The sequence below is a fragment of the Shewanella frigidimarina genome (assembly GCF_003797125.1).
Classification (GTDB): domain Bacteria; phylum Pseudomonadota; class Gammaproteobacteria; order Enterobacterales; family Shewanellaceae; genus Shewanella; species Shewanella frigidimarina.
Map to the genome: position 1 here is coordinate 119,984 of NZ_RKKE01000005.1, position 26,836 is coordinate 146,819.

The window sequence follows — 26,836 nt, forward strand, 5'->3', positions numbered from 1 at the left end:
ATTATTCGCCTCCTAAGCCAAGTAATATCCCTTTAACTGCCGCTACCGATTCCGCTAACACCTCAATTTTACTGAGGTCTTGGTCACTGGCAACAATGTATTGCTCTGGTGTAGAACCTAAAATATCAATCGTGAGGGACGTCAATGTCTCGCCTGTTTTGGTCAATATTTGGCTGTCTTGGTCCCAACTAAACACACTATTTTTTGGCAACATATACACAGATTTTTGATACTCAGGAATGACGGTAAGTTGCTGACCTAAGAGTAAGTTACACTCCTTTGGCACAGGCAATGACCATGCAGTAACAAATGCGCCATCTGCGATTGCCGAAATGGAATCGATGGCAATATGACATTGGTTAATGTTCACTGCAGAAAGTGATAAAGACTGACTCATCGGCACATTAACTTTGACACGCACACTGTCGCTGGGCACCAATGAAAAAAGCTGCGATCCCGTCATATATGGGCCACTAAGTAAGTTGAATTTCACCATGCCTGCCATTGGGGTACTGACAATAAAAGAGTCGGTTGCAGCATCGGTACTTAGCACAATCTCCATGAAATGATGCATATGCTCGTATTCTAGATAACTGGCAAAATAGTCTTGGCTTATCTCGCGCCACTTATCAGCACTAATGCTGCCATTTTTGAATAAGGATTTATTACGTTCATAACGAGTGTTGGCCAGTTGATACAAATTGCTCGCAGCCTCGACTTGGGCGAGGTAATGAAACACTTCAGGACCCGTTAACCTAACAATCGCCTGGCCTTTGCTGACCATTTGCCCTTGAGTAACCAAAAAACTGACTTGCTGGATATTTTCCGGCGTGCTGACCCAATATTCACTACCGGGTAGCATGCTAATTTGTGCTGGCAGTGCACTACCTTCATAACTGGCCACTTTTTGCGGCTGCGCATAGCTAAGCTGAATATTACCTAATGACTTGATATCAATAGATTCGGCCTGAGCTAGGCTGAAAATACTGGCAATTAAATAACTAAGGCCTACGCCGTATTTGACCATCATAATGGGATACCTAAAGCTTGAAGTTGCTGGGAATGAAGTTGCTGTTGCATGACCATATTAATGGCCAGACGAGACTCAGTATCGAGGGCGTCCATATATCGGCGCAGCCACACCTCATAACTGACTTGGCTTTGATCTTTTACTTTGGCAAGTTCTTCGGTAATGGTGCGACTAAGCGATAGTGCGCGGGTGAGTAATGCTTGTTGGTCGAGCAAATTTTGTTGCTGCTGACGCAATACCTCAATCTGGTTGGTTAATTCTAAATAAGTGCGATCGCGATTAATCATTTGTTCGGCTTGAGATTGTTGCCATCCAGATAATTCGCTTTGTGATAACGCTGATCCAAACGTGATAGGCACTGTGATACCGACACCCAATTGTTGATCATCAACAGGCCCATCTGAGGTGTTTTTAGCGGTTAATGACACCGTCCATGGGTCTTGTTCGCCAGCTTGTTGGCTGTTAATGATCAGCATTTGTTGTTGCTGTTGCAGTACCTGTAATTGCCATAATGGATGTTGACTCAGATCATTTTCTATTTGAGAAGAGCCCACTAGAGAGCGGGCTGTTTCGGCAATTTTCTGCGGCACATCTCTTTGGCCAGTAAGTTGAGTAAATAAGGTCATCGCTTCATTTTTCGACTGTTTAATGATTATTTTTTCAAGATCAATGTCGATTAATTCTCGTTCCAGCAATAAAGAATTAGCAATAGGCAGCTCTCCCACCTCCGCTAATTTTTTTTGCTGGGCGTACAATTTATTAAGTAATGTTGCTTTACGTAAAAGCTGGGAAAATTTTACCGAGGCTAAGCGTTGGTCCCACAAGCTTTGTCTGAGTAAGCCCGAGAGATACAAACCTTGTAAGGCCCGTTGTTGAGCCACTATGGCTTGCGTGAGCTGCTTTAGCTGTTTATCACTGGCATATAAACTCGGGGATTTTATGGGCAAATTAAGTGAAAGTTCTTGCTCATGAATGTTACTATTATCGGTGCTACCGAGGTGCTTTAAACTGATATTAGGTAAACCGTTAAGCCAAGTAGAGCTAGTTAAATTTGCTTCATTGCTTACGGTCATTACTGAATGGCTATTACTCGTTTGGGTAGGATTATTTAATCGAACTTGGCTCATGTTGAGTAGCTGTCCCAGCTCAGTATTGTCAGCGGCATGGCTAAGGCCAATGCTACAGATAAACACTGCCAACAAACCTATATTGATACCAGACGAATTTTTAAACATAAGACGTTTCTTTGAGTAATACAGTATGTCTTTATTGTCGGTGTTAACAGCTTGAAAATCTTTGGATATATGTATCATAAAAGGTTCTATGGTACATATGTCCTATAAATTAATTGATTGATATTACATTTATTTAGGAGTTGTCATGAAGGATGTTGTCATTATCTCTTTGCTAGGATTAAACATATTGTTTAAACTTTTTGACACCATCGCTGACGCCCAATTTGGCGCGCCAGAATTGCATATATTGCTAGAAATTATGCTGATTTTGTTAACTGCAATTGGAACAATTTATTTGAGTTATGATTTAGTTCGTCGCTCACGAGAAATGAAACAGTTAGCGAAACAACTCATCAATGCAGATAAAAAAATCGACAACCTCTCGAGCCATATGCGATCTGCGAGACAAGAGTACAGTAAAGCCGTGTCGATCCAATTTCATACATGGAGCTTTACCAAAAGCGAACAACAAGTGGCATTTTTATTGTTAAAAGGCCTTAGCTTTAAAGAGATTGCCGAAGTACGTCAAACCAAAGAAAAAACAGTAAGACAACAAGCTTCATCCATTTACGGTAAAGCGACTGTGGACGGGCGACACACTTTTTGTGCTTGGTTTATGGAAGATTTCATTCAAGAACATGACCAAGACTTGGTCAATAACTATCAATAACTATCAAGTAAAAAGCATAAGTTTTATGCTTACAAACAGCATCCTATAATACTTTGATTATACGATGCTGCTAGATGATAAAACTTGGTATGACTCTGGCCTGATTCTGGCATTTTAGGCGCTAGAGCAATATGTGCCTTTTACCTTGAAAACATTGTTCTAACGCTAAATAACCTTATGAGATAAAGGATGAGTGTTACCCAGAAACTGACGCGTTTTCTGTCTGTTTTTCAGCTAACCACTGCAAAAAGACCTTAATGTTAGGGGGCCGCTTTTGTGAATGCCCCATCAGTTGTGTCATGGCAAAACTATGTTGATAGTACATTTCTGCATCGTTGTAATGTTTTTGCGCATCATCGCTATTGATCATCGCACCGCGTAAATAGTCACACAGTAACTCACTGCGGTTAAAGCCACTGACCTCACCAATTTCCATTAAGGTTTGTGCATTCCACTGCTGATATTGCTCAAGAACCCGCTCAAAGCGCTCACGATAGTAATCACTAGCTTGTGATAAAATGGCCTCGTTAGGAACCACTCGGGCAATGACAAATGCTTGCTCAGACAAAATACGATACAAACGCTGGCAATGATGAAAAATAAACCGTAAATAAGGGTCGCTATACTGTTGATTGTCTTGTTCAGCTTGCATTAGCCAATGGCGATAATCAGCACAGGCAACAGCAATAATTAAGTCTGCTTCTGAAGTAAAGTGATTGTAAATTGTGCCTTTGGATATCTGGCTAGCTTGGACTAAATGCGAGCGGCACAAATCAAAGGTTTTACGCCCCTTTAAACAACGTTGTGATACTTCTATCAGATAGTTGCCACGTTGTTCCCAGCTGCTCATTTCGGGCCTCATCTTATTTGGGTTAATAAAGCGTTAACAGTTCACATTTACACTATAGCAGGCTTTGTGGATACCCTTTATTGAGTAATACTGATACCACTATGAACTTATTCAATAGCCCATGTTAAAAATAGAATTACTTGAAAGTTTTATTGCTGTTGCTGAATGCGGCAACTTGTCTAAAGCAGCCGATAAAATTTGCCGAACCCAATCAACACTTAGCCTACAAGTTAAAAAACTTGAAGAAAGTGTCGGCCAAACCTTGCTGATTAGAGACAACAAAGGCGTCACCTTGACCGAGTCTGGTGAAACGCTGCTTAACTACGCCTATAAAATGATGCAACTTAACTCGCAAGCAATTGATGAGTTAAAAGACTGTCAAAACCGTGAAGTGATCCGCCTTGGTGTACCCACCGATTTTATAAAATGTTACTTAAGCAGCTGCTTGTTAGAATTTATCCGTGAATTTACGAGCATAGAGCTTGTTATCGACACCGACGTAAGTGGCAATTTATACAAACGCTTACACCAAGGGGAATTTGACGTCATTGTCGCAACCCATTGGCAAGTGCCTACGAACGGCGAGTTACTCTTCACACGTCGTTTTAAATGGGTTTCGGCGGTCGAAGGCAACGCTCATAAGCGCAAAACGATTCCGATGGGATTATACCCAGAAAATTGTCCGATTAGAGCGCAAGTGTTTGCTAACCATCGACTCTCAATGCGACCTATTAATGTGTTGCTGTCGACTCCATCACCACAAGCCTTGTGCATGGCAGTTGAGAATGACTTAGTGATTGCGCCAATAGCCGAATTTAGAATCACTGACCAAATGCAGGTGCTAGACCCGATTGAACATGGATTACCTATACTGCCCATGTTTAATGAATCGCTATACCTCAACCCAGATACACAAACCTACGCTACGTTGCAGCTGATTAATTTGATTAAAGCCAATGTTGAGCAAAAGGGCTATCAACTCGACTAGCCGTTCTCATGCCAACCACTCTGCCTGCTCTACTATCTACATATCTACTATCGTTTCTACTGTGACTTACAACATTAGGCTGCCAAACAAAAAGGCCAATAACACGCTCGATGCAATTGTCACTACGCCAGGGATCAAAAATGGGTGGTTAAAAACCGCCTTGCCAATCCGCGTTGAGCCAGTGTCGTCCATCTCTACTGCAGCCAACAACGTTGGGTAAGTAGGTAATACAAATAACGCGCTAACCGCGGCAAATGACGCTATCGCCGTTAATGGACTCACCCCTATTGCTAATGCAGCAGGCATTAATGCTTTAGTGGTCGCACCTTGTGAATACAATAACATTGAGGCAAAAAATAATGCTACCGATAACAGCCAAGGCTGACTTTGAAGTAAGGTCCCAGCAACGTCTTTAATTTCGTCAATATGGTTAGACACAAAAGTGTCGCCCAACCAGGCTACACCTAACACACAAATACACGCCGACATGCCTGACTTAAAGGTCGAAGCATTAGAAATCTTGCTGGCATCTAAACGGCAAAACCACGTTATTGCTGCAGCGGCAGATAGCATAAACAACATAATCGCCACATCGCGTGACAGTACTGGGTGCGTAATTAAGCCGACCTTATCAGAGATTACGGTGGCGTAAGACATCACAGCTACTATCGCAATTAAGAATATGGCTACCGATCGCTTAGCGCCCGGTAATAACGTCACTTGAGTTTCACCACGGGTTTTCACCAATCCACTGGCTAAACGCTGCTGATAAATAGGATCTTGTGCTAGCGGCTTGCCGAGCATAGACGCAACTGCAGCGCCAATTAAACAAGCAATAAACGTCGATGGAATACACACAGCCAATAACACTAAGTAATCCACACCAAAGGGTTCTAAAATACCCGAAAAAAACACCACAGCGGCAGAAATGGGTGATGCTGTAATGGCAACTTGTGAGGCGACAACTGCGATAGATAGAGGCCGAGATGGACGAATACCTTGCTCTTTAGCCACTTCAGCAATCACAGGCAGCGTCGAAAATGCTGTATGACCAGTACCTGCAAATAAAGTCATAAAATACGTGACGATAGGTGCTAAAAACGTAATATGCTTAGGGTGCTTACGCAGCAATTTTTCTGCAATAGACACCAAATAGTCCATGCCACCCGCTTCTTGCATCGTAGCGATGGCGGTAATCACCGACATAATAATCAGCATCACATCGATGGGAATAGCACCTGGTGTTAACCCTAATCCAACGGTAAGAATTAATACCCCTACACCTCCAGCAAAACCTATCCCGATGCTGCCCATTCTTGCGCCGATATAAATTGCCCCGAGCACAATAATTATTTCTAAAATCATCATAATGTTAACTCTGTTTAAAACCTAAATGTCTTGAATGAAATAGCAGGGATTACTGCTTTAGAGATCGTGATAGTACTCTGTTGAGATTTTACGAATGTAGACGTGGATCAATTAACGCTACGCAAAGGCATAAGAGGGGTTTTATCAGCAGCTTTATTAACCATTTTGTTGTTACAGGTGTTATAAAAGTCAGCGATTACTCCAAGTGGAAATAAAAAAATGCCAATCAATGATTGGCATTTAAAAGGAGATAAAAGTGAAACGTAACTATCTAACGATTAAAACTATCGATGAAAACCAGCGATTAGAAATAGTAACCAAAATTGATATTAATACGATGATCCCAGCTGTCGCCGATTTCAGGTAAACCAACATGGCCATTATCACGCGTAGAGGCATACATATTTTTACCCATAATAAAATCAATCATGGTGTACGTTGGACCGGAAGACAGGGCAACACCTGTGACATTTTGATAGCTGTTGTCATAGCCTTCATTGTCAACATCGGGGGTTACCACGCCGAAGTCATTATAGATCTTTGCACTGCCCCAACTGGTAGTGATCGTTTTAGCAATGTTAATGCTATAAGCTTGCGCTTTAGAAGCAATTTCGTACTGCCAATCGTAAGCCGATACCGCAAGCTTGTTATCGTCTAACGCATCAGCAGCATTGTACTCATATTGCATTGCCTGTAACTGCAGCGCCCAACCTTTATAACTGCTGTCGAGATGTAACGCGACGGCATATCGGTCACCATTATTGCCAGTATTACTATTATAAATCTGCCCTACCTCGACCGAAGCACCCACCACGGTTTTACCGCCTTCATACTCCATCGCATAGGTTTGGCGTAAATTTAATTGGTTAGTTTCTTCATTGTAATAGTCAGTGCCGTTGACTTGGCCAGAATATAAGTCTGTTGAATATCGTTCATTACGACTGGCACCATATTCAGCGCCTTTATAAAACGCAAACTCAGTTCCCCAACCATTATTTGAATAAACCGTTTTAATACCTGCATCATAATCATCTTCAAAACCTAAATAATACGGTACGCCAAACCAAAAACTATTTGAAATAAAACCCGGGTTACCAAATGGTACTTGATTTATACCAAATTGAATTTGCAATTGTTCTGAGTAATCATAAAAGGCATAACCATAACGTAGTGCTTCCCATCCATCATAAAAACGATATTCAGATGATAACCCCCAGTTATCTAATTTACCGTTGAATTTAACGGATGCCATCTCAAAGGTTAAATCACCTGATTTATCTTTAGAACTATCACTATATTGCTTATATGAATAATTAGCTCTTAAGGTACCGGATACGTTAATTCCATCTTCAACATCTTGTGCTGTAGAGTAAAAAGAAACCATGCATAGCGATACTAAAGTAGATAATAAAGATAACTTTAATAATTTCATTTTATTGTATTTCCCAATTCGATAATTAATAACTTGGCCGTTACCATTTTATTTTTGTTAAGTCACATTGAATAACTTCATCTTTATGAGCAGGTGTACCGGGGTTTTTAGCTGACTCACAAAGCAATGTGGTGCCATAGTCATTACGCTTGTCGTTGGCATTACTTCTTGCCCAAACAGACACGATAGCGCGCTCTTCTGGCTTAGCTTCGCAGCTGCCATCGACTTCAAAGGCATGGATAGTATTTTGATGGAAATACATTAGCGGATCGATATCAGCACTGCTCGACAGCCACATAGTCTGCCCATTGTGTTGACCTGCATCAAACTGAACTTGTCTAACTTTGTCGTCTTCTTTAACGGTGTTAATTAACGGTGAATCTTCACGCACGGCAAAGCTCTTAAACTCATTCGCACACGCAGGTACGCGCATGTTGTAATAAATTTCAGATATTGCATGGTTATGATAGGGATATAAGGTATCGACTGATTGCACTGTCATACCGACTTCTGCACCAACCTTTTCGCCATTAATTTCGTCTATGCGTAATAGACCCCAGTGACCAAAAATTTCGGCATAGGCATAACCACCACGAATGTTGTTGAAGTTTTTATCATTGCGTTTACTTTCTTCAGCATACATTGGGTACCAACCTGCTGCAGCCCATAAATTAGGTAATGCATTGGCACTAATATCTGTTGGGAAAGCTGAGGGCATTTTCACTTCATCACCCGTCACCATTTTAGTAAAGTTTTTAGTAAACTCTTTGCCGAGTTTACGCACGTCTTTATTAGTGACTTTTGTGTCAAAAAAGGAATCGAATGTTGCACGTTTAAGCCATTTAGCTACGGGGGATTTTTCAGCTAATTGGCCACCAGGGCTGTAAATCCAATCGACGTCTTGGCGTGCGCCAAAACACTTTTTCGCTTTATCTGGATTATTAATAACTTGATAAATGTTTTTAACTAATAGCTTCATGTCTCTGCGATCCATGATGCACATATTCTTACCACCTTCGGTAGAATCGTACATTGCTTGGTCTGAATTTAAACATGGACCATTTTCACTATTGGTTAATGCTAACGCGTAAGATTGTAAATATTGCAGTGTTTCATTCCATAAAATATCGACATATTTTTGATCATTTTTATCGTACTGAGATTCCGCTCCTAAACAAGTGAACTCAGCATTATCAACATCGTTCTTATCTAAAAAACTAGGTATTTCACTCGCCATAGCAGAACTAGATAACAACATCATAACTAACAAGGTATTATATCTCATATCATCCATCTTTCTTTATTATTTAAGACGAATTGATATTACCCTTGGAATTAATTCCAAAAAATTACATTCAACATACTTACAACAAAAATACAATTAACATCTAAAAAGTGATTGTAAAAACCTTAGGCGTTCAACCTTAAATTTCTAATAATTAAAAATCTAATAACTTAACATCTAATAAGTTAAAACCTAAATTAAAAATAATTAAAAATAATCACCTATAATATAAAAGCCGCATATTAATACATTAATATGCGGCTTTTAAAACGAATATCAATTTAAATTAGTTTACCCTTTATGCTTATCAAACTTAAATGTATGACAGTTACTGCATAATGGTTGTTTAGTTTTATGTTCGCTGTGACACTCTTGGCAAGGTACATCTTTACCATAGTGAAGGTTATTGTGTGGGTTCTGCCACTTGTCTTCTTCACTTCTGGCGGTTTTCTTTGCTAAGTCATCAACATCATGACACTGCAAACAGGATTGGTCAGATGGAAACTGCTTGATGCCATTATCATGACAAGTTTTACAGTCTTTACCGATAACCTCTTTATGGTAGTCACGGATCTCTGCTGACTGTACTGATAAGCTGGTTAATCCAAGTAGTACCAGCCCAAGTATAATATTAAAGTTTTTCATTAATGATTCCTCTTGTTCACTGGTCTGGTTAAACGTTCATGAGACTTCTAGCAGCAGTCATGCCCATCACCATACATTCTGGAATAGAACAACTGCCTAAACGGCTAACGCCATGAATACCGCCACACACTTCACCAGCGGCATAAAGACCAGTAATAGACTTACCTGTAAAGCTATCTGTTACTTCGGCTTTGGTATTAACTTTTACACCACCTTGGCAGTAATGCACTTTTGGCCACAAGCGAACGACAGTAAATGGCGCTTCGATCATTTTATTTTTAGCCAACGTCATATCTTTGCCAAACTGCTTATCTTCGCCAGATTTTACATAGCCATTATATTCAGCGATTTGTGCTTTTAACCCGGCTAAAGGCACACCAAAGTGTGTTGCCAACTCTTCAAGGCTTTCAAACTTCCAACCGACATTGTACTTAATCACTTTTTCGGTATTTGGATGTGCTTTAGAGTCTTTAAAGCTTGAAATCAACAGTGGTGGTACAGGATTACCTTTTTCATCACGGTTACTTAATTCAGCATCAGCACGTGTTTTACGATCGGCAATTTCATTCATAAAACGCTGACCAGTTGTACGGCTAACGGCAATTGAATGAGGTAAGTTGAAAATTGAATAGTTAGACACATAACCAAAGCCACCTTCATCAGGTGAAGCCCAAGGACCTGATTGAATGTGAGCCAAATGCACAGGGATAGCCCCTAAACGGAACATTTCGAACATGCCCTCGCCTGTTGCACCTGGTGCGTTGGTACAACCAACGTCTGCAGTTAAAGTAGGATCTTGAGCCATACGTAAATCAACATTTTGCGCAAAGCCACCGGTAGCCATAATCACACCACGTTTGGCGCGAATATTGAGGACTTTACCAGGCTGGTCTTCGCCAAAGTGATAGTTTTGACGCATTTTAACACCAACAACTTCGCCTTTATTACCGACGAGAAATCCTTCAAATTTTGAACGATTGTGGGTGTTTACACCAATACGTTTACACTCTTTGTACAATGGTTGGGTGATACCAGCACCACAACTTACTGAGGTTTGGTAAGTACGTGCAACCGAGTGACCGCCTAGTTGTTGTAAGTAAGGATGGTATTCAGAACCCGCATCTAAGGTCATTTGTAACGCTTCAACCGCGTGAGATGCGACATGGCGTAATAACCCTTCATCGGCAATGCCGCGACCAGACAATAATTGGTCATTAACCATTCTGTCTACTGAGTCTTCAACGCCTTCTTTCTTTTGCATCGGCGTGCCTGGTGCGGCAAAAAGCCCACCGTTAATAGCCGAGTTACCACCAAAATAGGACATTTTTTCAAATATATGGACATCTTTTGCACCATGTTTGGTGGCTTCGATTGCGGCAGCTAAACCCGCAAAACCAGAACCAATAATGACGATTTCAACTTCTTTGTCCCATTTAACACCATCCGCCTTTTCAGACACAGCCATTGCTGGTGCTACCATCGCTGCACCAGCAGCAATACCTAGACCTGCAATAAACTTACGGCGCCCTAATAGATCTATATTGCTCATAGGTTATCACCCCTTTTTATATTATTGACGCTTCATCATATCGATGGAATCAATTCCAAAACGGGAACTATTGTTAATGTTTGGTGAAAATAACAGCGAATATCAACTAATCAATTGTAGGTAGGACTTTCAAGGAAATTACTGCATAGGCTTGCTTTTGGAATTGAATCCAAATTGTGAACCGCCCCGCATAACAGCTGGTTTATTCTTTATTTAATCGATATGATTAACCCATTGAGGACGACCTCAGCCTGACATGCACCACTTTTCATCGACAGGTATTCACATCGGGGACGGCCCCATCTGCCATCTACACAGAAGAGCCGCTAATATGCTACTAAATCGCTATATCACTACAGTGTTTTCGCCATTATTCATACGCCGCTTTTACAAATATTTCAGTCGGAGTTTATTGGCCATTTTGATGCTACTGCCACTGACCACCAACGCGACACAAGTTGATACCTCATCGAATAGTCCTATAACGCCTCAAGTTCGAGTTGGACTTCACGGCATGCTATTGTTTGGCAGTGAATATGGTTTATTTGCCTCGCATTTACCGATGTTTCATACCCCACATAATGCTCAAGTCGTGTTACAGCTAACCTTTGATGATCCTCAAATCAACACTGCAGTAATCAACGGCTTAACGTTATCGGCTGCTAGTGGATATCCAATTTGGACCATAGTGCCGCAACAATTTGACCTATCGATGTTATCTCCTGATCACCCTAGCCATATTGAACATTTAAACGTGGATATTGTTAAAGGCCATTTTGAACGCGGCGGTGAAATTCAATGGAAAAACCAAGGGTTAACCGTAAATAAAATAATAATATTCAATGAATTAGATATCCAGTTCGAACAACAAAAAACCAACAACAATACTTACCTTAAGGTTAATAATACCCCTGACGATAAAGTGCAGTTTCTTGTTAAACGCCTGACGACTCGACCTGATGCCGATCACATTGTACGCCTCGATAATGTCGGCAATAGCTTACCCGCAGAAATTGTTATCCCTATTGATGCGGCAAGGTTATTTAATGATGAAGCCCAACTGCATGCAGCTTTGCCTGATACGGCACCTAAAAACACGACTTTATCATCCGCAAGCACAAAGCTAAAAACCACTAGTCCAATGACTACGGTTTCAAGAGTGTATATAGAGTTGGATGAACTGAAATGATCTGCAAAACGATTGTAGTATTTCAGCATCATCCCGCTGAAGGTATTGGCAGAATTGCACCATGGACTAACTCTACAAAATAAGTAAAAAAGTCACTTAATACTTAGCCCTATGTTTGGGCTAAGTATTGCTCGGCATTATATGACTACAGCATGTTTCACTACTGGATCAGGAGTCCACATGAAACCAATAGTCATAACACCAGTAACCAGCAATACCCCAAATAGCAGCAATGCACCGCAATACAGTTGGCTCAACAAAGTGCCCGAAATCACATTGATTTTTTGGGTCATAAAAATGATGTCGACCACCGTTGGTGAAACCACAGCAGATTATCTTAGCTTCCATCTCCACGTAGGCATGATTAATACCAGCATCATCATGGGAGTATTTTTACTTTTCGCCTTATGGATACAGCTTAAACAAAGCCAATATCGCCCAGGTGCATATTGGAGTGTTGTGGTGCTTATCAGTATTTTTGGCACCTTAGTCACCGACATTCTCACAGACAAACTCGATGTGCCTCTACCGGTATCGACAGCGGTGTTTAGCGTATTATTAGCGGCAACATTTTCATACTGGTTCAGTAAAGAACGTACCTTATCTATCCACTCCATTGTCACTCTTAAACGTGAGCTATTTTATTGGTTGGCCATTCTATTTACCTTCGCACTTGGTACTGCTGTGGGCGATTGGGTGTCGGAAGATATGAATGTAGGTTATGGCATGTCGGCAATCGTATTTGGTGGGTTAATTACGCTGATAAGCCTAGCCTTTTATCGCTTCAAGGCGAACGCCGTATTGTGCTTTTGGCTGGCTTATATATTAACTCGTCCACTGGGTGCATCTATCGGCGACTTACTGTCACAACCCATTCGTAAAGGCGGCCTAGGGTTTGGTACCACCAGCACCAGCATTGTGTTTTTAGCGATTATTATTGCACTTGTGGCATACCTATCAGTTCGCGCCAAACAGCAAAAAAGCCAATAATCTATCAACAAAAGTGAGCATCGATATGGACACACTACAAAAGCAGGCGCTGACTAAAGTGCCACAAGTCACCTTAATATTTTGGTTGGTAAAAATACTGGCCACCACCTTAGGTGAAACGGCAGGAGATGCTTTATCGATGTCGCTTAACCTCGGCTATTTAGTTAGCTCAGTTATTTTTATCGGTTTATTCGCGATAGCGGTAGCAATACACATTCGCAGTAAACATTATTCTTCGAGTATTTATTGGGCCACCATTATCGCTACAACGACGGCTGGCACAACGATGGCTGACTTTGCCGACCGCTCTTTAGGCATTGGCTATACCGGCGGCACATTGCTACTAGTGAGCTTGTTGTGTATGTCATTTTCAATTTGGTACGTCAGTGCAGGTAGCCTGTCTAATCAATCGATAAACAATACCAAAACCGAATGTTTTTATTGGGTGACGATTTTACTGTCACAAACCTTAGGTACAGCGCTAGGCGACTGGACAGTAGACAGTGCAGGCCTTGGTTATGATGTCAGTGCGTTAATCTTTGGTAGCCTGTTATTAGTGTTATTAGCTGCCTATCTTTGGAGCTCAATATCTCGCACTCTGTTGTTTTGGCTAAGCTTTATTTTAACCAGACCTTTAGGTGCCGTGGTGGGTGATTTTTTAGATAAACCCATTAGCCATGGTGGATTAGAATTTAGTCGCTTTAGTGCGTCGGCCGCATTACTCTTTGGTATGGTGTTGTGTTTAATGCTATTTAAGCAGCAAGCCGCGACAACACATCATTAATAAAGACTTTTCATTTTGTGTCATTATGTCCGATTGAGGTGCTATGCGTATTTTATTAGTAGAAGACGATAAAATGATTGGCGATGCCATGCAGAGCGCCTTAAAAGATGTCGCCTATGCGGTCGATTGGATATGCGACGGTGAAGCGGCCTTACACAGTTTACGTTGCCAGCAATATGATGTGGTGTTGCTCGACCTTGGCTTACCGAAACTGGATGGTTTGCAAGTAATGCAATATATTCGAGCTCAGCATCCCGCACTGGCGGTGATCATTATTACCGCCAGAGACAGCCTAGAAGACCGAGTCAAAGGGCTCGATTTAGGTGCCGATGATTATCTCGTTAAGCCCTTCGATATAACCGAACTACTGGCACGCATCCGTGCAGTAACAAGGCGCAATGCCAACCAACATACATCAGAATTAACCAATAATATTGTTTGGCTAAATCCAGCCACACATGAAGCCAAAACCCTCACTCAAGATAATATTTTACTGTCTAACCGCGAGTTCGCCCTACTGCAAACATTGCTTATTCGACCCGGTTCGATTCATTCAAAAAGTGATTTAGAAGAACGAATTTATGGCTGGGGTGAAGAGGTAGAAAGTAATGCTGTAGAGTTTTTAATTCATTGTTTGCGTAAAAAATTGGGTACAGAAACCATTAAAAATGTCAGAGGTGTAGGATGGATGGTGTCAAAAAACGCCCCAGTAATTCGTTAAAAACACGCTTATCTTATTGGATTTCAGCAGCCATTTTGTCTGTTGCGATAATAGCAGCCAGCTTTACCTTTAGCAGTGCCTTTGAAGAAGCCCATGAGCTCCAAGATGATGTATTGCAACAAATGGCCGTGCTGTTTGACCATTACTCGCTTACGCTAAACGACGGAACACTCACCCCGTTAAGCCAAGATCAGTTGGAGTTTCAGGTTTCAGTGCAGTTATTGGGTAGTAACTCAGCAAGCAATGCCTTAGCCCAAAATACCCTAGCCTTGCCGAACAATTTAACCGATGGATTTCATACGGTTAATTTAGCCACCCAATCTTGGCGAGTGTTTGTACGCACCTTGTCATCCACTCAACGTATCGCCATCGCCCAAGATACTGCTATTCGTGACGATATTGCGTTTGAAACCGCGCTGCACACTCTGATGCCATTGTTAGTATTAATTCCAATTTTACTGTTATTACTGGGGTATATTTTAGGCAAAATTCTTGGCCCGATTAGTATTTTAGCCCACGAAGTTGACCGTCAAACTGAGCACGACCTACAGCTAATTCCCACCACTCAATTACCGAGTGAAATAGTGCCCTTTGTTGAGGCAATTAATCGTTTACTCAGCAAAAATAGCCAGGTTATTGCTAGCCAAAAGCGCTTTATTGCCGATGCTGCTCATGAATTAAGATCGCCCATAACTGCACTGTCGTTACAGGCACAACGTCTTCAGCAGACACAGTTAACGGACGATGCGCGCCAGAAGCTTAATGCACTACAAGCTGGAATAGGTCGCAGTATTCATCTACTAGAACAACTATTGTCGATGGCGCGTCAACAAGATAACAGCGTCCAACAACCTCAAAAAATATCGTTAAAAATGGTGTTCGTTGAGGTGATTGAAGATCTGTACCCACTTGCAGAAGCGAAAGAGATTGATTTGGGCTTTAGCCAAGATAACGACGCCGAACTCAATGCCAATCCCGTTCGTTTAAAAACCTTAATTCACAACCTTATCGACAATGCGATTCGCTACACCCCAAATGGCGGTAAAATTGATTTAAGCATTACTAAAACAGATCAATACATTGAGATGACCATCAAAGACACTGGTCCTGGTATCGCCACAGATGAAGCTCTAAAAGTGTTTGAACCCTTTTATCGAGTATTGGGCAGTAACGAATATGGCTCAGGGTTGGGATTAGCGATTGTGGCGAGTATTGTGCAGCAAATGGATGCAAAAATTAGCTTAGCGCCAACCGATGCCGTCAATAACTGCGGGCTTTGCATTACGGTGCGGTTTCCTCTTTAACAGGACTGAGGTGCCGTTTAATAATGCCTGTTTAGCCGCATCAACTTATGCAGATGCGGCATCAACTTATGCAGATGCGGCATCAACAAAGGTCAACTTAGCCTTGATCTCCCTCGCATAAATTACGCCCTGTGGCATAACAGCTTGGTTGACGTGGGCACACAGCTCCACGCGAACAAATTAGTTGTGCATCTTTTTTAATCCCACGTTCAATCCAGTTAATATTAAGGATTTTCGCCACACTAGTGAGATCTTTTTGGATATGTTTGGGGATAATGATTGAACCGCCGCCCGTTGAGCAAGCTTGTTTTAATTCATGTGCAATCGACTGCGCATCTTTGCCTTGCGCTTCAATCGCCGGGTTTAAATCAATACCCGCACATAACACATGCGGATTACCTGCCGAGTCATCAACCTTAATCGATTCACAGCAATAAATGCGCGGTTCATTACCGACATTTAAAATCGATATTTGCGCAGACGTACCTGCAACTGGCTCGTTGATCATTCTAAACACAGCCCAGTGCTGACAAGGATCTTCTACCAGGCGCATGTTACCCCAAGGCAAAGGAATACCATTACCACGATAAACCGCTTTTAGCTTACCCGGTGCGTAGGCATCAAAGTAATGCCAGTGCGGATAAGGCGACACTACCGTCATGCGGCGCATAGCAACAGACGCTGACACTTGCAGTTGTTTATGCACACTAATCTCATAGCCATGTCGGTCAAGTAACTGTCGATACGGCACTTTAGGACACAACAACGCACCCGCAAAAAAGCTTGATTCAAAGTCACGCCATGCATGCAAAATATCTTGTGCATTCAAGGTGTTTGACTGAGGAACCAGCGCATCATCAAAGTCATCACGGCGACCAGACATCATCACACTTTTTAAGCCATCTTTATTGTGCAACACACAATGACCTATGTGCACGGCCAAGTCATATCTCAACCTGCTGGGTCTATTTTTCAGAATATTACTGATATAAATGGTTCCCGGTGGCTCAAAAAATGAGGTCACCAACTGCTTAGAACTCAAGCCCATTTCGTTGATAACTTCTTTAGGCGCACGGTCGATCCATTTAATTTTTAAACCCATGCCTTTGGCAATATCGATAATATCTTCGGTGGCAAGCGGCATACGCTTTAAGCCGACTTCTTCGGCCGCACGCTCTAAATCAGGAAAATGGTTTTGATGATGTTCTTGGTGGGCGCGGATCAGTAAATGAGCAAATTGGCGGCCACTGGTGCCGGTTTGCGACAACATTTCAGGGATGGCAATTTGCAAAATGTCATTGGAGAACAAAAAACTCGGCTCTAGCGGCATACCACTAATGCCGCCTTTATTGCCTTTTTCAGGCGTAATCGCTTCATCTTCTGGCACATCATCAAGAAACCATTCCACTTCTTTTTGAAAAACGACCGCAATTACCGCCAACATATCAGCGCTTGGAACACGTTTTCCGCGCTCGATCATTGACAAGTATGACACTGACGGCGAGTTACCTGAGTCAACACGCACACAACGAGCAGACAAGTCTTCCATGGTTAAGTTATTGCGTTTACGCAAGTTTCTTATCTTTGTGCCCAAAAAATGGGTCTTTCGCATTAAGCTTTTTTCATTTCTCATTTTGTATAATTCACACTGTAAAATTTTTATTGTGAAATTGTTTGTAAAAATAGCATAGACTAAAAATCAAGCTGCGAACAAGGCTTAATGATAAACAATACTGAAAAAGGTTTTGTGACCTACAACAATACGAAGAGGAATAAGGCGATGAATATGTCTACTCAAGCAAGCGCAACTGCCACCCAAAACCTTAACCGCTTCATTGGTGAGCAATTTGTGGCAACGACGAATCAACAGGATCGCACCACAAACGCCAAAGACTTTTTGGATGCACAATTTCCATTAACTGAAGGCTCGCACCAAGATGTCAGCAGCTATGTAGTTTACTACACTCACTTATTGGCATTTTTAAAAGACGGCTCTCAGTGTGGTTTACAAAATCCATGTCAATTTGTGGCACTGACTGGTCACAAAAGTGAACCAACGTCTGTTGTATTAAAGAATAATGATACCCATGTTGAGATTTGTTTCGACCGCCAAGGACAAATGGGCACCACAGACCAGGCTAATATTGAAGACATTCAGGTTGCGATTCCAATCAAGAATTTGCCGACGCCATACAAGCAGTGGATTAGCTTAATCCATACAGGTTGTCAGCCAACTGAAGGCAACTGTAAAGTGTTTACTGCTAAAGATGGTAGCGACTACGCACTACATCAGCGTTAATGGTTTATCGCGATAACACTGTAGTTATTTAGCAAAAAAGGCTTGTCCCATTAATAATGCGACAAGCCTTTTTGTTACTTACCCACTTTGCTGCGTAGCATCCAATAATGTCGACACGCGTTTATGCCGTCATACTGAGATACTGAGATTACGGCCAAAAGAAGCGTGATGTTTGCGAGATCTCATTAGCAGGTTCCGTTGGCGTTGGATTTTCCAAACTTTGAATTTGGGTCACCTTAAATTGCACTGTTTGTTGGGTGCTATCACTCGTACGGTCACTCAGGCGGCCACTGAGGGTCAACGGATAATCCAGTTGTTCTGCAGGTTTTATCGCAATTAAGCTGTCGGTGACTATTTGCAATGTTTGCTTTTGGGGATCGTCATTGCTGATACTGATTTGATAAAAAGCCATTTGTTGAGTTTTATTGCGAATTTTAAGTTGATAACTGTTTTCAACCTGATCGATGCCCACTTGACGATATAAGGTTTGGCGGTCGCGGATCACATTGAGCTGTATATGGCTTAAGTGACTTAAATCACTAATAATCAGCACAATCATGATCAGTAATGCACTGGCGTAACCAAGCGATTTTAGCGACAACAGGCTGGCTTTTGGTTGTCCTTTTAAGGCGTTTTCGCTGGTAAAGCTGATTAAATTGGGGGCATAACCAAATTTTTCCATGGTTTGATTACATGCATCAACGCAGGCACCGCAGTTAATACATTCGTATTGCAAGCCGTTACGAATATCAATCCCAGTGGGGCAAACGTCAACACACAAATTACAGTCTACACAGTCACCTAGCTCCGTTGTTTGTGAGCGCTTACGTGGCCCACGAGATTCTCCTCGCTCAGCATCATAGCTCACTGTTTTAGTGTTGGCGTCAAACATCACCGCTTGAAAACGCGAGTAAGGACAACAATGCAAACACATCATTTCGCGCATCCAGCCGGCATTTAAATAAGTGCATATGGCAAAAAACCACACCCAGGTGCCAGTCCAAAAACCACTACTCATGCTAAAAATATCAACATATAACTCGCGTGCAGGCATAAAATAACCAATAAACCCGCAGCCGGTTAGCAAGGCAAACACTATCCACACCGCATGCTTCGTCACTCGTTTACGCACTTTACTCAGTGACCATGGCGCTTTGTCTAATGCCGCTCGATGATGATGATTGCCCTCTACCTTGGCTTCAACCCACATATATATAAAGGTCCATGCGGTTTGCGGACACAAAAAGCCACACCAAACTCGGCCCCAATAAACGGTGACAAAAAATAATGCAAAAGCAGCAGCCATAAAAAACCACGCTAGTACGGTAAAGTCTTGTGGCCACAAAGTGATATTGAAGAAAAAGAATTGCTGTTCGGTTACATCAAACAGAATGGCTTGTCGGCCTTGATAATTGATAAATGGGATCAGGAAAAAAATCGCAATCAGTAAAGTATTACTGTGCTGACGCAGCCGTTGAAATACGCCTTTCTGTTCACGAACATGAATTTTTGTCGACGGCGTAGCAATTTGCACCACTGGAATCCGTTGTGAAACGGCAGCTTTATCAACTGACGATGTCGCTGATGGAGTTTGAGATGATGACTTAGGCATGAATGTATTCCTATAACACAATATTGCCCTGCTGTAGCAAAGACTAAGCCAACTCAAATATAAATATAATCTACTGATTTTCAACAATTAAAATCAGTAGATTATAAAACCAAGTCACGACATATCGATTTTTACGCGATATATCGTGACTTAATAAAATACATGATAAAAAATTAGCGACTAATAGCTAACTTTTTCATCCTAGATCGTAAGGTACTCGCAGGCATATCTAACATCGCAGCAGCACCAGACGGACCAGAAATACGCCAGTGGCTAGCATTTAATATCGCAATAATATGCGCAGCTTCGGCTTGTGCCATGGTTAACGTGCTGGTAGCTAACGGAGTTGTAACCGCTACAGGTAAAGTATTAAACAGCAAATGACCGCTTTGCGATAAAATCATTTCTCGCTCAATCAGGTTTTGTAGCTCACGTACGTTACCGGGCCAGGAGTATTGCTGTAAGTTCTTCAACCCTTTAGCACTCACTTTAGTGATTTTTTTACCAAGCTTTTTACTCAGCGATGCGACTAAATCACTGACTAATTGCGGAATATCTTCGCGGCGCTCTCGTAACGGCGGCACCGTTATTGGAAACACATTCAAGCGGTAATATAAGTCCATCCGAAACAAGCCTTGCTCTACTCGGGCGGCTAAATCGTGATGGGTGGCAGCCACTAAGCGAATATTGACCTTAATGGTTTCACTACTGCCAACGCGCTCGAAGCTTTGCTCTTGAATTACCCGTAATAATTTAGATTGTGCCGATAAACTCAGTTCGGCAATTTCATCTAAAAATAAAGTGCCATTATTGGCTAATTCAAATCGGCCTTTGCGACGTGCTGTAGCACCAGTAAATGCGCCTTTTTCATGACCAAACAGCTCACTTTCTAACAATGCGGTCGAAAATGCGGCGCAGTTAACACTCACCATCGGCTGGTCTTTACGATGACTTAGCCTGTGTAAGTTGCGCGCAACTAACTCTTTGCCGGTGCCGTTTTCACCGCAAATTAGCACCGTACTGTCGGTATTAGCGACCAAGTGGATCTGCTGAATGAGTTGATTGATAGGTTGGCTGTTACCCGATATTCCCGACGCGCCTTGTTGGCCTTGTAGCTCAGTGAGTAAGTATTGATTTTCTGATGCTAACCGTTCTGACAAGGCCTGCACTTGTGCTAATGCTTGTCTTAATGATTGCTCGGTATGTTTTTGCATGCTTACATCACGAAATATCGCGATAACACCGACAAGTTGTTGCTGATCATATACAGGGGTTGAGCTGTAATACACCGGAAAGCTGCTGCCATCTTTACGCCAAAATACATCTTCGTTCACTTGCCGAGGAATAGCATCATGTAAGGTGCGATAAATGGGGCAGTCATGTTGAGGATAATGGCTACCATCGGCATGACTATGATGATGGCAGTCGTGAATATTTCTGCCAATTAATTCGGCGCTTTTCCAGCCAGTCATTTGTTCTGCTGCAGGATTAATAAATACTGCATTACCCGCTAAATCAAAACCATACACGCCTTCTGTCATGGCATTAAGCAACAAAGTATTTTCAGGCAGAAAATGATCGGTGCCAATATATTTAGTGGTTGTAGAGTCAGTCATGGTCAATCTTAACGTTACTAGTGCATAGACTCATTATAACCATTGCAAAATATAAGTCGCGAAATATCGTGACTTCGATGACTCATCAAAATAATAAGCTGATTTAGGCCCTTTTTACATTAACGTTGAATCTCAATGTTGTCAGCTCACAAGTCTAGCGGCCTCGGCTGTCTATATTAGCGAGAGGCATTCTGCGACTTTTGCGTTTGTGTCATATCGATCATCATCTGGCTGGCGATTGAAAAAATACAGTAGCCTAAAAAATAATAGAAACCGATTTCAAACTGGGATTGAGTCTTAAGCATGTCGCCCATTCCAGCTGACGCATTACCTGCCATGTAGGTCACAATAATTGCGACCACAAAAACATCGGCCATAGACCATTTACCGATAACACTGATCATTTTGCTCAATCTTTGCTTAATTAAGGGCGTCACTGGCAGCAGTAATATGAGCATGGTGATTAACTTAACAGCAGGGATCACAATACTGAATAACCCGACCAACATGGCCACGACAAAATGATGTGACTGATATAGTGCTGCAATGGTGTCGATGATACTGCGGCTATTACGAAAAACCTCTATTTCACCGTCTAGCGTATCCAGACCTAACATACTGGCGGCAATATCCAATATTCCACGGGTATTAGCACGAGAGTCTTCCGTTAAATCTTGGATTAACATATCCTTACCTGTATCCACTAACTGCGATTTTTCAATGGTACCCGTTATCGTTAACATCGGTTTTGTCACCCCGGGAATAAGCAGGATTAACGATATCAGTACTAAACTGATAGATAAATACACTTTCATGAACACCTCGTTTGCTGATGTATACCGAAACAAATAGTCGCATTAAGTTGTGATGATGCTGTATTTTGATCCTTGTAGGTTATGATGCCATATTACGTAGATAATTAACCACAACGCGGCACTCTTGCTACACTCTTAATAATGAGGCCAATACATGCCAATAAATCCATTTACGACATGCTTGCTGTGTTTAACGTATTTTTTTTCAGCGGCAGTTACAGCGGCGACGTTAACGGTTGATGTTACCGATGCGCAAGGCGTGATGCTCAGCGATAGCGTGGTAGAGTTAATTTCTACGTCACCATCTAATACAACGCCATCGACCTTGGCACATTACCAAATACGCCAACAAAATCGAGTTTTCTCACCTTTTGTATTGGCTGTACCACAAGGTGCCAACGTTGATTTTCCTAATTTAGATCGTACTCGGCACCATGTTTATTCTTTTTCTGAAGCCAAACAATTTGAGTTAAAATTGTATGTAGGCACAACTGAAGACCCGATTACTTTTGATAAACCAGGTTTAGTTGCCATAGGCTGCAATATTCATGATTACATGCAGGCCTTTATTTATGTGGCCAGCAGTCCTTACTTTTCGGTGAGTGATGCACAAGGTAAAATCCAATTAACAGATTTACCTGCAGGCGAATACCAAGTCAACATTTGGCATCCTTGGCAGATCACTGCAACACCATCATCTTTGGTCATAGTAAGCAATGACCATAATCAACTAACGCTGAGTATTGATGTTGAACACCAAGAAAAACCATCGGCACCACCTAGCGGCTTTGGTAGTTACCTTCAAGCAAGCGATACCACGGGATAACATGCCAACTAGTTTTCGCAACCGACTGATAATAGCTTTTCTATTAATATTAACCTTAATGCAGTTAACTACTGCGTTGTTTGTATTAAGCGCAACTCAGCGAGATTTTCGCCAACAACAAACTCAAAATCTTAATATTGGCTCCAATATTTTTGTCGAAATGTTGTCGAATCGAAGCGATCAGCTTAATCAAAGTTTGTCGTTACTCAGTGCTGACTTTGGTTTTAAACGCGCTGTGGCCACTGGCGAGCAAGATACAATATCGTCAGTGTTAGCCAACCATGGCAGGCGCATTAATGCTGACGCTGCTATTTTATTATCTCCGCAGGGGAAATTACTTTCTTCAAGCTTACAAGGTCTCACTGCAGCCAATATTGATGAGTTATTTGCATTAACCAAAAACCGCTCAACCACGTTTGAAATTTTTAATTATGACCACAGTAGTTACCAATTTGTGTTGCAACCCGTCAAGGCGCCAACATTAATAGCTTGGGTCGGCATGGGCTTCACTATGGACAAGAATGTCGCAGACCAAGCCAAAACCATTACCGGAATTGATATCAGTTTTATCAACCAGTCCGCTGGCAGAATTGAAATTGTCTCAACCCTAGCCCAAGCTCAACAACAAGATGTGTTAGCGCGTATTAACCTACTAGCAAAAACAGTGGATAAGGTCAGTGATGACATACCATCAAACTACTTATCTACCACCATTGCGTTAGATAAAAATAGTGGTCATCAGTGGGCGGTACTGCATCAATCAAATGTTAAGTGGCAGCAAAATTACGATGCGCTGCGCAATAACATGTTAATTATATTCGCGATAACGTGTTTACTGGCGTTTATGATTGCCGCTTGGTTTTCTGGCGGCTTAACAAAACCCATTTATGCGTTAGTTAATTTTGCACGCAAAGTCGGCCAAGGTGAAAACCCTCCGCCAATTAAAGGTGCACCTGCTGAGTTACAAGTATTAGCCAATACCTTATCGATAATGCGTGAAAATATTGAATCGCGCGAAAACGATTTAGTTTATCAATCACAACACGATAACCTCACGGGTTTATATAATCGCTTGGCTGCTAAACAACAACTCAGCCTGCTGCTCAGTAAAATGCATGGCAGCTTAGTAATGATAGATATTAAAAACTTTCGCCATTTAAATAACATCATTGGATTTGCCAATGCCGACGATTTATTGGTGTTGTTTGCCAGCCGTTTAGAAAGCTTATCCCCAACGGCCCAATTAATATCGCGCTTGGATGGCGACTCGTTCTTGTTGCTATTTCAACCGAGTATTCCGCTTGAAAAGCTTGATAACTATCTACGTCAATTAACTAACCCATTTTCTATTCAGGGCTCAAAAATAAGTGTCAATGTGCGGGTAGGGATTGTTGATTTATCCAGTGACTATGACTGTAATGACATCGACACGTTAATTCGCCATGCTGAAATTGCATTAAATCAGGCCCGAGTGGAATCCCTAGGCATTGCCACTTATCAACAAGGCGAAGATGAACGTTATCTGCGTGAGTTAATGATTATTCGTGATTTACCGATTGCCTTAGCACAAGGGCAATTACATTTGGTGTTTCAACCTAAAGTGAATATTCAGAGCAATCATTGCCATGGTGCAGAAACGCTAATCCGCTGGCAACACCCGGAATTGGGATTTATCCCGCCAGATGAATTTATTCGCTTAGCTGAAAACTCAGGTAATATCTCGATGATCAGTGACTGGGTGTTAAATACCACCATAAAGCAGCTAGCCCAATGGCAGCTGCAAGGTATTTCGCTGACGGTGGCGATTAATTTATCAGCCCACGATCTCACTAATCCTCAGCTGCCGTTAGACATTGAACAGTTGCTGATTAGCAATCATTTACCGATTAATGCTTTGTCGATAGAGGTAACCGAAGGTGCTGTGATGAAAGATGCACAAACGGTGATTGCTGTTTTACAGCAGTTTAGAAATATCGGTTTGGCCATTGCCATCGACGACTTTGGCACCGGGCACTCTTCATTAGCTTACTTAAAGTTACTGCCCGTTAATGAAGTGAAAATTGATCGCAGTTTTATTAAAGATATTCATACCGATGCAACTGATTTAATGATTGTGGATAGCAGCATTCGATTAATTAAAGGGCTCAATTTATCCGTCGTGGCTGAAGGCGTTGAATCCGTAGAAGGGATCAATATTCTACGTGGACTCAATTGCGACATAATTCAAGGTTATGTGTATTCTAAGCCGCTAAAAGCAGATGATTTTATTGTGTGGTTCCAACAATTTAATCAGTCTAATATTCAGACTCTCAGTAAGGATACGCCACACTAATGTATCAACCAATGTGCATTATATTAGCGGTGCTATTAAGCCTAATCAGCGTGTGTGCTCAAGCTGAAACAAGCAAAGTAATTGCTACTGGCGGCACGACAACTATTGAGGGCAGTGCTGGCGGAGGAATAGTGCCGTGGGCAGTAATTAATGGTTATGCAAGCTCAGACCAATGGTCTTTCACTGCAATGAATACTGCCGTCTATGTTGACGATTTCACCTTACATTCTATTGGTGCGTCCTTAAGCATTGATAATCGCTTTGAACTCAGTATTGCTAAGCAAACATTTGATCTAGACACTCTAGGCGGCAAACTGGGCCAAGATATTGTTGGCGTAAAATACAAACTAGTCGGTGAAGTGTTATATACCGCCATGCCACAAATTAGCTTAGGGCTACAATATAAACGGGTGGACGATTTTGCGTTACCACATGCCGTTGGGGCAAGGAATGACTGGGGAGTTGATATCTATTTAGCTGCCAGCAAAGTCTATTTTGATGCTATTGTGGGCCGCAACCTGGTGACCAACTTAACCCTTAGAGCCACCAAGGCTAATCAAATCGGTTTTCTTGGTTTTGGCACTGCTACAAACAACAATTACCAACTGCAAGCTGAAGCCTCTATTGCTGTGTTATTAACCGATAATATTGCACTGGGCTATGAATACAAACAAAAGCCTGATCAACTTGGTTTTGCAGAAGAAAATGATTGGCAGGATATTTTTATGGCTTGGTTTGTCAATAAACACCTTTCTGTTGTGGGCGCTTATGTTGATTTAGGCAGCATTGCAGGATTTGGGCAACAACAGGGGTGGTATTTATCTGTAGAGGGAACCCTGTAATGGTTAAGATTGTTAAACATCATGTAGTCGTTTTTGGCGCGTTGTTATTACTGTCTGTTGCCTGTGCAAGCCAACCAACAACCTTATATCAGCAACTTGGAGGGGATAAAGGCGTCAGTATGATTACCGATGACTTTCTAGTTAATTTGTCCCAAGATAAACGCATTTTGCATCATTTTGAACAAACTGATATTCAAATTTTTCGCCAACGGCTTATTGAGCATTTATGTGTCGTTAGTGGCGGTGAATGTGTGTATCAAGGTGCATCAATGTACAATGCACATATTGGATTACACATTAGCCAAGCGGACTTTGATGCCGTTGTGGGTCATTTAATAGAAGCACTTAAACAACAACATATTCCGCTAGCAACCCGCAATGCATTACTGGCTGAATTAGCACCACTGTACCAAGATATTATCGAACATTAGTCGTTGTGAAACCGTTTATGATG

24 protein-coding genes are annotated in these 26,836 nt (G+C 41.8%); 12 read left to right on the top strand and 12 right to left on the bottom strand.

What is annotated here, in order from left to right; all coding sequences use genetic code 11:
* Position 1: 1 nt before the first annotated feature.
* Complete coding sequence (locus EGC86_RS15475; protein WP_123778139.1) at positions 2–1,030, bottom strand: efflux RND transporter periplasmic adaptor subunit; 1,029 nt, start codon at positions 1,028–1,030, stop codon at positions 2–4.
* The gene (locus EGC86_RS15480; RefSeq protein WP_123778140.1) at positions 1,027–2,265 is read right to left on the bottom strand and encodes a TolC family protein; all 1,239 of its coding nucleotides are present in this window, start codon (positions 2,263–2,265) and stop codon (positions 1,027–1,029) included. The genes EGC86_RS15475 and EGC86_RS15480 overlap by 4 nt, the downstream gene beginning before the upstream one ends.
* Before the next feature lie 145 nt (positions 2,266–2,410).
* On the opposite strand from EGC86_RS15480, the gene EGC86_RS15485 reads away from it, so the two are divergent.
* Positions 2,411–2,935 (top strand): helix-turn-helix transcriptional regulator, encoded by a 525-nt coding sequence (locus EGC86_RS15485; RefSeq protein WP_123778141.1) that lies wholly within the window; start codon positions 2,411–2,413, stop codon positions 2,933–2,935.
* A 196-nt stretch (positions 2,936–3,131) separates the two neighbouring features.
* On the opposite strand, the gene EGC86_RS15490 is transcribed toward EGC86_RS15485, so the two are convergent.
* On the bottom strand, positions 3,132–3,785 hold the full coding sequence (locus EGC86_RS15490) for a TetR/AcrR family transcriptional regulator (RefSeq protein ID WP_123778142.1): 654 nt from the start codon (positions 3,783–3,785) through the stop codon (positions 3,132–3,134).
* Positions 3,786–3,906: 121 nt separating this feature from the next.
* Here EGC86_RS15490 and EGC86_RS15495 point away from each other — a divergent pair, with 121 nt between their 5' ends.
* Complete coding sequence (locus EGC86_RS15495) at positions 3,907–4,773, top strand: LysR family transcriptional regulator (RefSeq protein ID WP_123778143.1); 867 nt, start codon at positions 3,907–3,909, stop codon at positions 4,771–4,773.
* Positions 4,774–4,839: 66 nt separating this feature from the next.
* On the opposite strand, the gene EGC86_RS15500 is transcribed toward EGC86_RS15495, so the two are convergent.
* The 5 genes from EGC86_RS15500 to ardA all read right to left on the bottom strand — a co-directional run bounded on the left by EGC86_RS15500 (position 4,840) and on the right by ardA (position 11,052).
* On the bottom strand, positions 4,840–6,141 hold the full coding sequence (locus EGC86_RS15500; protein WP_123778144.1) for an anaerobic C4-dicarboxylate transporter: 1,302 nt from the start codon (positions 6,139–6,141) through the stop codon (positions 4,840–4,842).
* Between the two features lie 304 nt (positions 6,142–6,445).
* The gene (locus EGC86_RS15505) at positions 6,446–7,573 is read right to left on the bottom strand and encodes a hypothetical protein (RefSeq protein WP_011639303.1); all 1,128 of its coding nucleotides are present in this window, start codon (positions 7,571–7,573) and stop codon (positions 6,446–6,448) included.
* Between the two features lie 40 nt (positions 7,574–7,613).
* Positions 7,614–8,858 (bottom strand): dimethylsulfoniopropionate lyase DddY, encoded by a 1,245-nt coding sequence (gene dddY, locus EGC86_RS15510; RefSeq protein WP_123778145.1) that lies wholly within the window; start codon positions 8,856–8,858, stop codon positions 7,614–7,616.
* A gap of 291 nt (positions 8,859–9,149) precedes the next feature.
* Positions 9,150–9,503, bottom strand: a complete 354-nt coding sequence (gene ardB, locus EGC86_RS15515; protein WP_011639305.1) for an acrylate reductase cytochrome subunit ArdB — start codon at positions 9,501–9,503, stop codon at positions 9,150–9,152.
* A gap of 28 nt (positions 9,504–9,531) precedes the next feature.
* On the bottom strand, positions 9,532–11,052 hold the full coding sequence (gene ardA, locus EGC86_RS15520; RefSeq protein WP_011639306.1) for an acrylate reductase flavoprotein subunit ArdA: 1,521 nt from the start codon (positions 11,050–11,052) through the stop codon (positions 9,532–9,534).
* A gap of 331 nt (positions 11,053–11,383) precedes the next feature.
* On the opposite strand from ardA, the gene EGC86_RS15525 reads away from it, so the two are divergent.
* The 5 genes from EGC86_RS15525 (at position 11,384) to EGC86_RS15545 (ending at position 16,040) form a co-directional block, all read left to right on the top strand.
* Positions 11,384–12,241, top strand: a complete 858-nt coding sequence (locus tag EGC86_RS15525; RefSeq protein WP_123778146.1) for a hypothetical protein — start codon at positions 11,384–11,386, stop codon at positions 12,239–12,241.
* A 180-nt stretch (positions 12,242–12,421) separates the two neighbouring features.
* Complete coding sequence (locus EGC86_RS15530; protein ID WP_123778147.1) at positions 12,422–13,231, top strand: COG4705 family protein; 810 nt, start codon at positions 12,422–12,424, stop codon at positions 13,229–13,231.
* A 25-nt stretch (positions 13,232–13,256) separates the two neighbouring features.
* Complete coding sequence (locus EGC86_RS15535; protein ID WP_123778148.1) at positions 13,257–14,015, top strand: COG4705 family protein; 759 nt, start codon at positions 13,257–13,259, stop codon at positions 14,013–14,015.
* A 43-nt stretch (positions 14,016–14,058) separates the two neighbouring features.
* Complete coding sequence (locus tag EGC86_RS15540; RefSeq protein ID WP_102035867.1) at positions 14,059–14,736, top strand: response regulator transcription factor; 678 nt, start codon at positions 14,059–14,061, stop codon at positions 14,734–14,736.
* Positions 14,700–16,040, top strand: coding sequence for a sensor histidine kinase (locus EGC86_RS15545; RefSeq protein ID WP_123778149.1), 1,341 nt, complete (start codon positions 14,700–14,702; stop codon positions 16,038–16,040). Before EGC86_RS15540 ends, EGC86_RS15545 begins: the two co-directional genes overlap by 37 nt.
* A 97-nt stretch (positions 16,041–16,137) precedes the next feature.
* Here EGC86_RS15545 and EGC86_RS15550 read toward each other — a convergent pair whose 3' ends face one another.
* The gene (locus EGC86_RS15550; protein ID WP_123778150.1) at positions 16,138–17,673 is read right to left on the bottom strand and encodes a DUF3612 domain-containing protein; all 1,536 of its coding nucleotides are present in this window, start codon (positions 17,671–17,673) and stop codon (positions 16,138–16,140) included.
* A 153-nt stretch (positions 17,674–17,826) separates the two neighbouring features.
* On the opposite strand from EGC86_RS15550, the gene EGC86_RS15555 reads away from it, so the two are divergent.
* Positions 17,827–18,339, top strand: a complete 513-nt coding sequence (locus tag EGC86_RS15555) for an aldolase/citrate lyase/malate synthase family protein (protein WP_049763561.1) — start codon at positions 17,827–17,829, stop codon at positions 18,337–18,339.
* A 148-nt stretch (positions 18,340–18,487) separates the two neighbouring features.
* Here EGC86_RS15555 and ccoG read toward each other — a convergent pair whose 3' ends face one another.
* The 3 genes from ccoG to EGC86_RS15570 form a co-directional block, all read right to left on the bottom strand.
* Positions 18,488–19,951 carry a cytochrome c oxidase accessory protein CcoG gene (gene ccoG / locus EGC86_RS15560; protein ID WP_011639314.1) on the bottom strand — a complete coding sequence of 488 codons (1,464 nt, stop codon included), beginning with the start codon at positions 19,949–19,951 and terminating at the stop codon, positions 18,488–18,490.
* A gap of 173 nt (positions 19,952–20,124) precedes the next feature.
* Positions 20,125–21,567, bottom strand: a complete 1,443-nt coding sequence (locus tag EGC86_RS15565) for a sigma-54 interaction domain-containing protein (protein WP_011639315.1) — start codon at positions 21,565–21,567, stop codon at positions 20,125–20,127.
* A 176-nt stretch (positions 21,568–21,743) separates the two neighbouring features.
* Complete coding sequence (locus EGC86_RS15570) at positions 21,744–22,382, bottom strand: paraquat-inducible protein A (RefSeq protein WP_123778151.1); 639 nt, start codon at positions 22,380–22,382, stop codon at positions 21,744–21,746.
* 154 nt (positions 22,383–22,536) lie between these two features.
* Here EGC86_RS15570 and EGC86_RS15575 point away from each other — a divergent pair, with 154 nt between their 5' ends.
* Genes EGC86_RS15575 through EGC86_RS15590 form a run of 4 tightly spaced genes read left to right on the top strand, consistent with a single transcriptional unit; the run spans position 22,537 to position 26,813 of the window.
* A complete protein-coding gene (locus EGC86_RS15575; protein ID WP_123778152.1) occupies positions 22,537–23,208 on the top strand; it encodes a methylamine utilization protein in 672 nt (223 codons plus the stop codon).
* A gap of 1 nt (position 23,209) precedes the next feature.
* Positions 23,210–25,540 (top strand): putative bifunctional diguanylate cyclase/phosphodiesterase, encoded by a 2,331-nt coding sequence (locus EGC86_RS15580; protein WP_123778153.1) that lies wholly within the window; start codon positions 23,210–23,212, stop codon positions 25,538–25,540.
* Positions 25,540–26,382 carry a DUF3034 family protein gene (locus EGC86_RS15585; protein ID WP_123778154.1) on the top strand — a complete coding sequence of 281 codons (843 nt, stop codon included), beginning with the start codon at positions 25,540–25,542 and terminating at the stop codon, positions 26,380–26,382. The genes EGC86_RS15580 and EGC86_RS15585 overlap by 1 nt, the downstream gene beginning before the upstream one ends.
* The gene (locus tag EGC86_RS15590; RefSeq protein ID WP_011639320.1) at positions 26,382–26,813 is read left to right on the top strand and encodes a group I truncated hemoglobin; all 432 of its coding nucleotides are present in this window, start codon (positions 26,382–26,384) and stop codon (positions 26,811–26,813) included. Before EGC86_RS15585 ends, EGC86_RS15590 begins: the two co-directional genes overlap by 1 nt.
* Positions 26,814–26,836 lie beyond the last annotated feature (23 nt).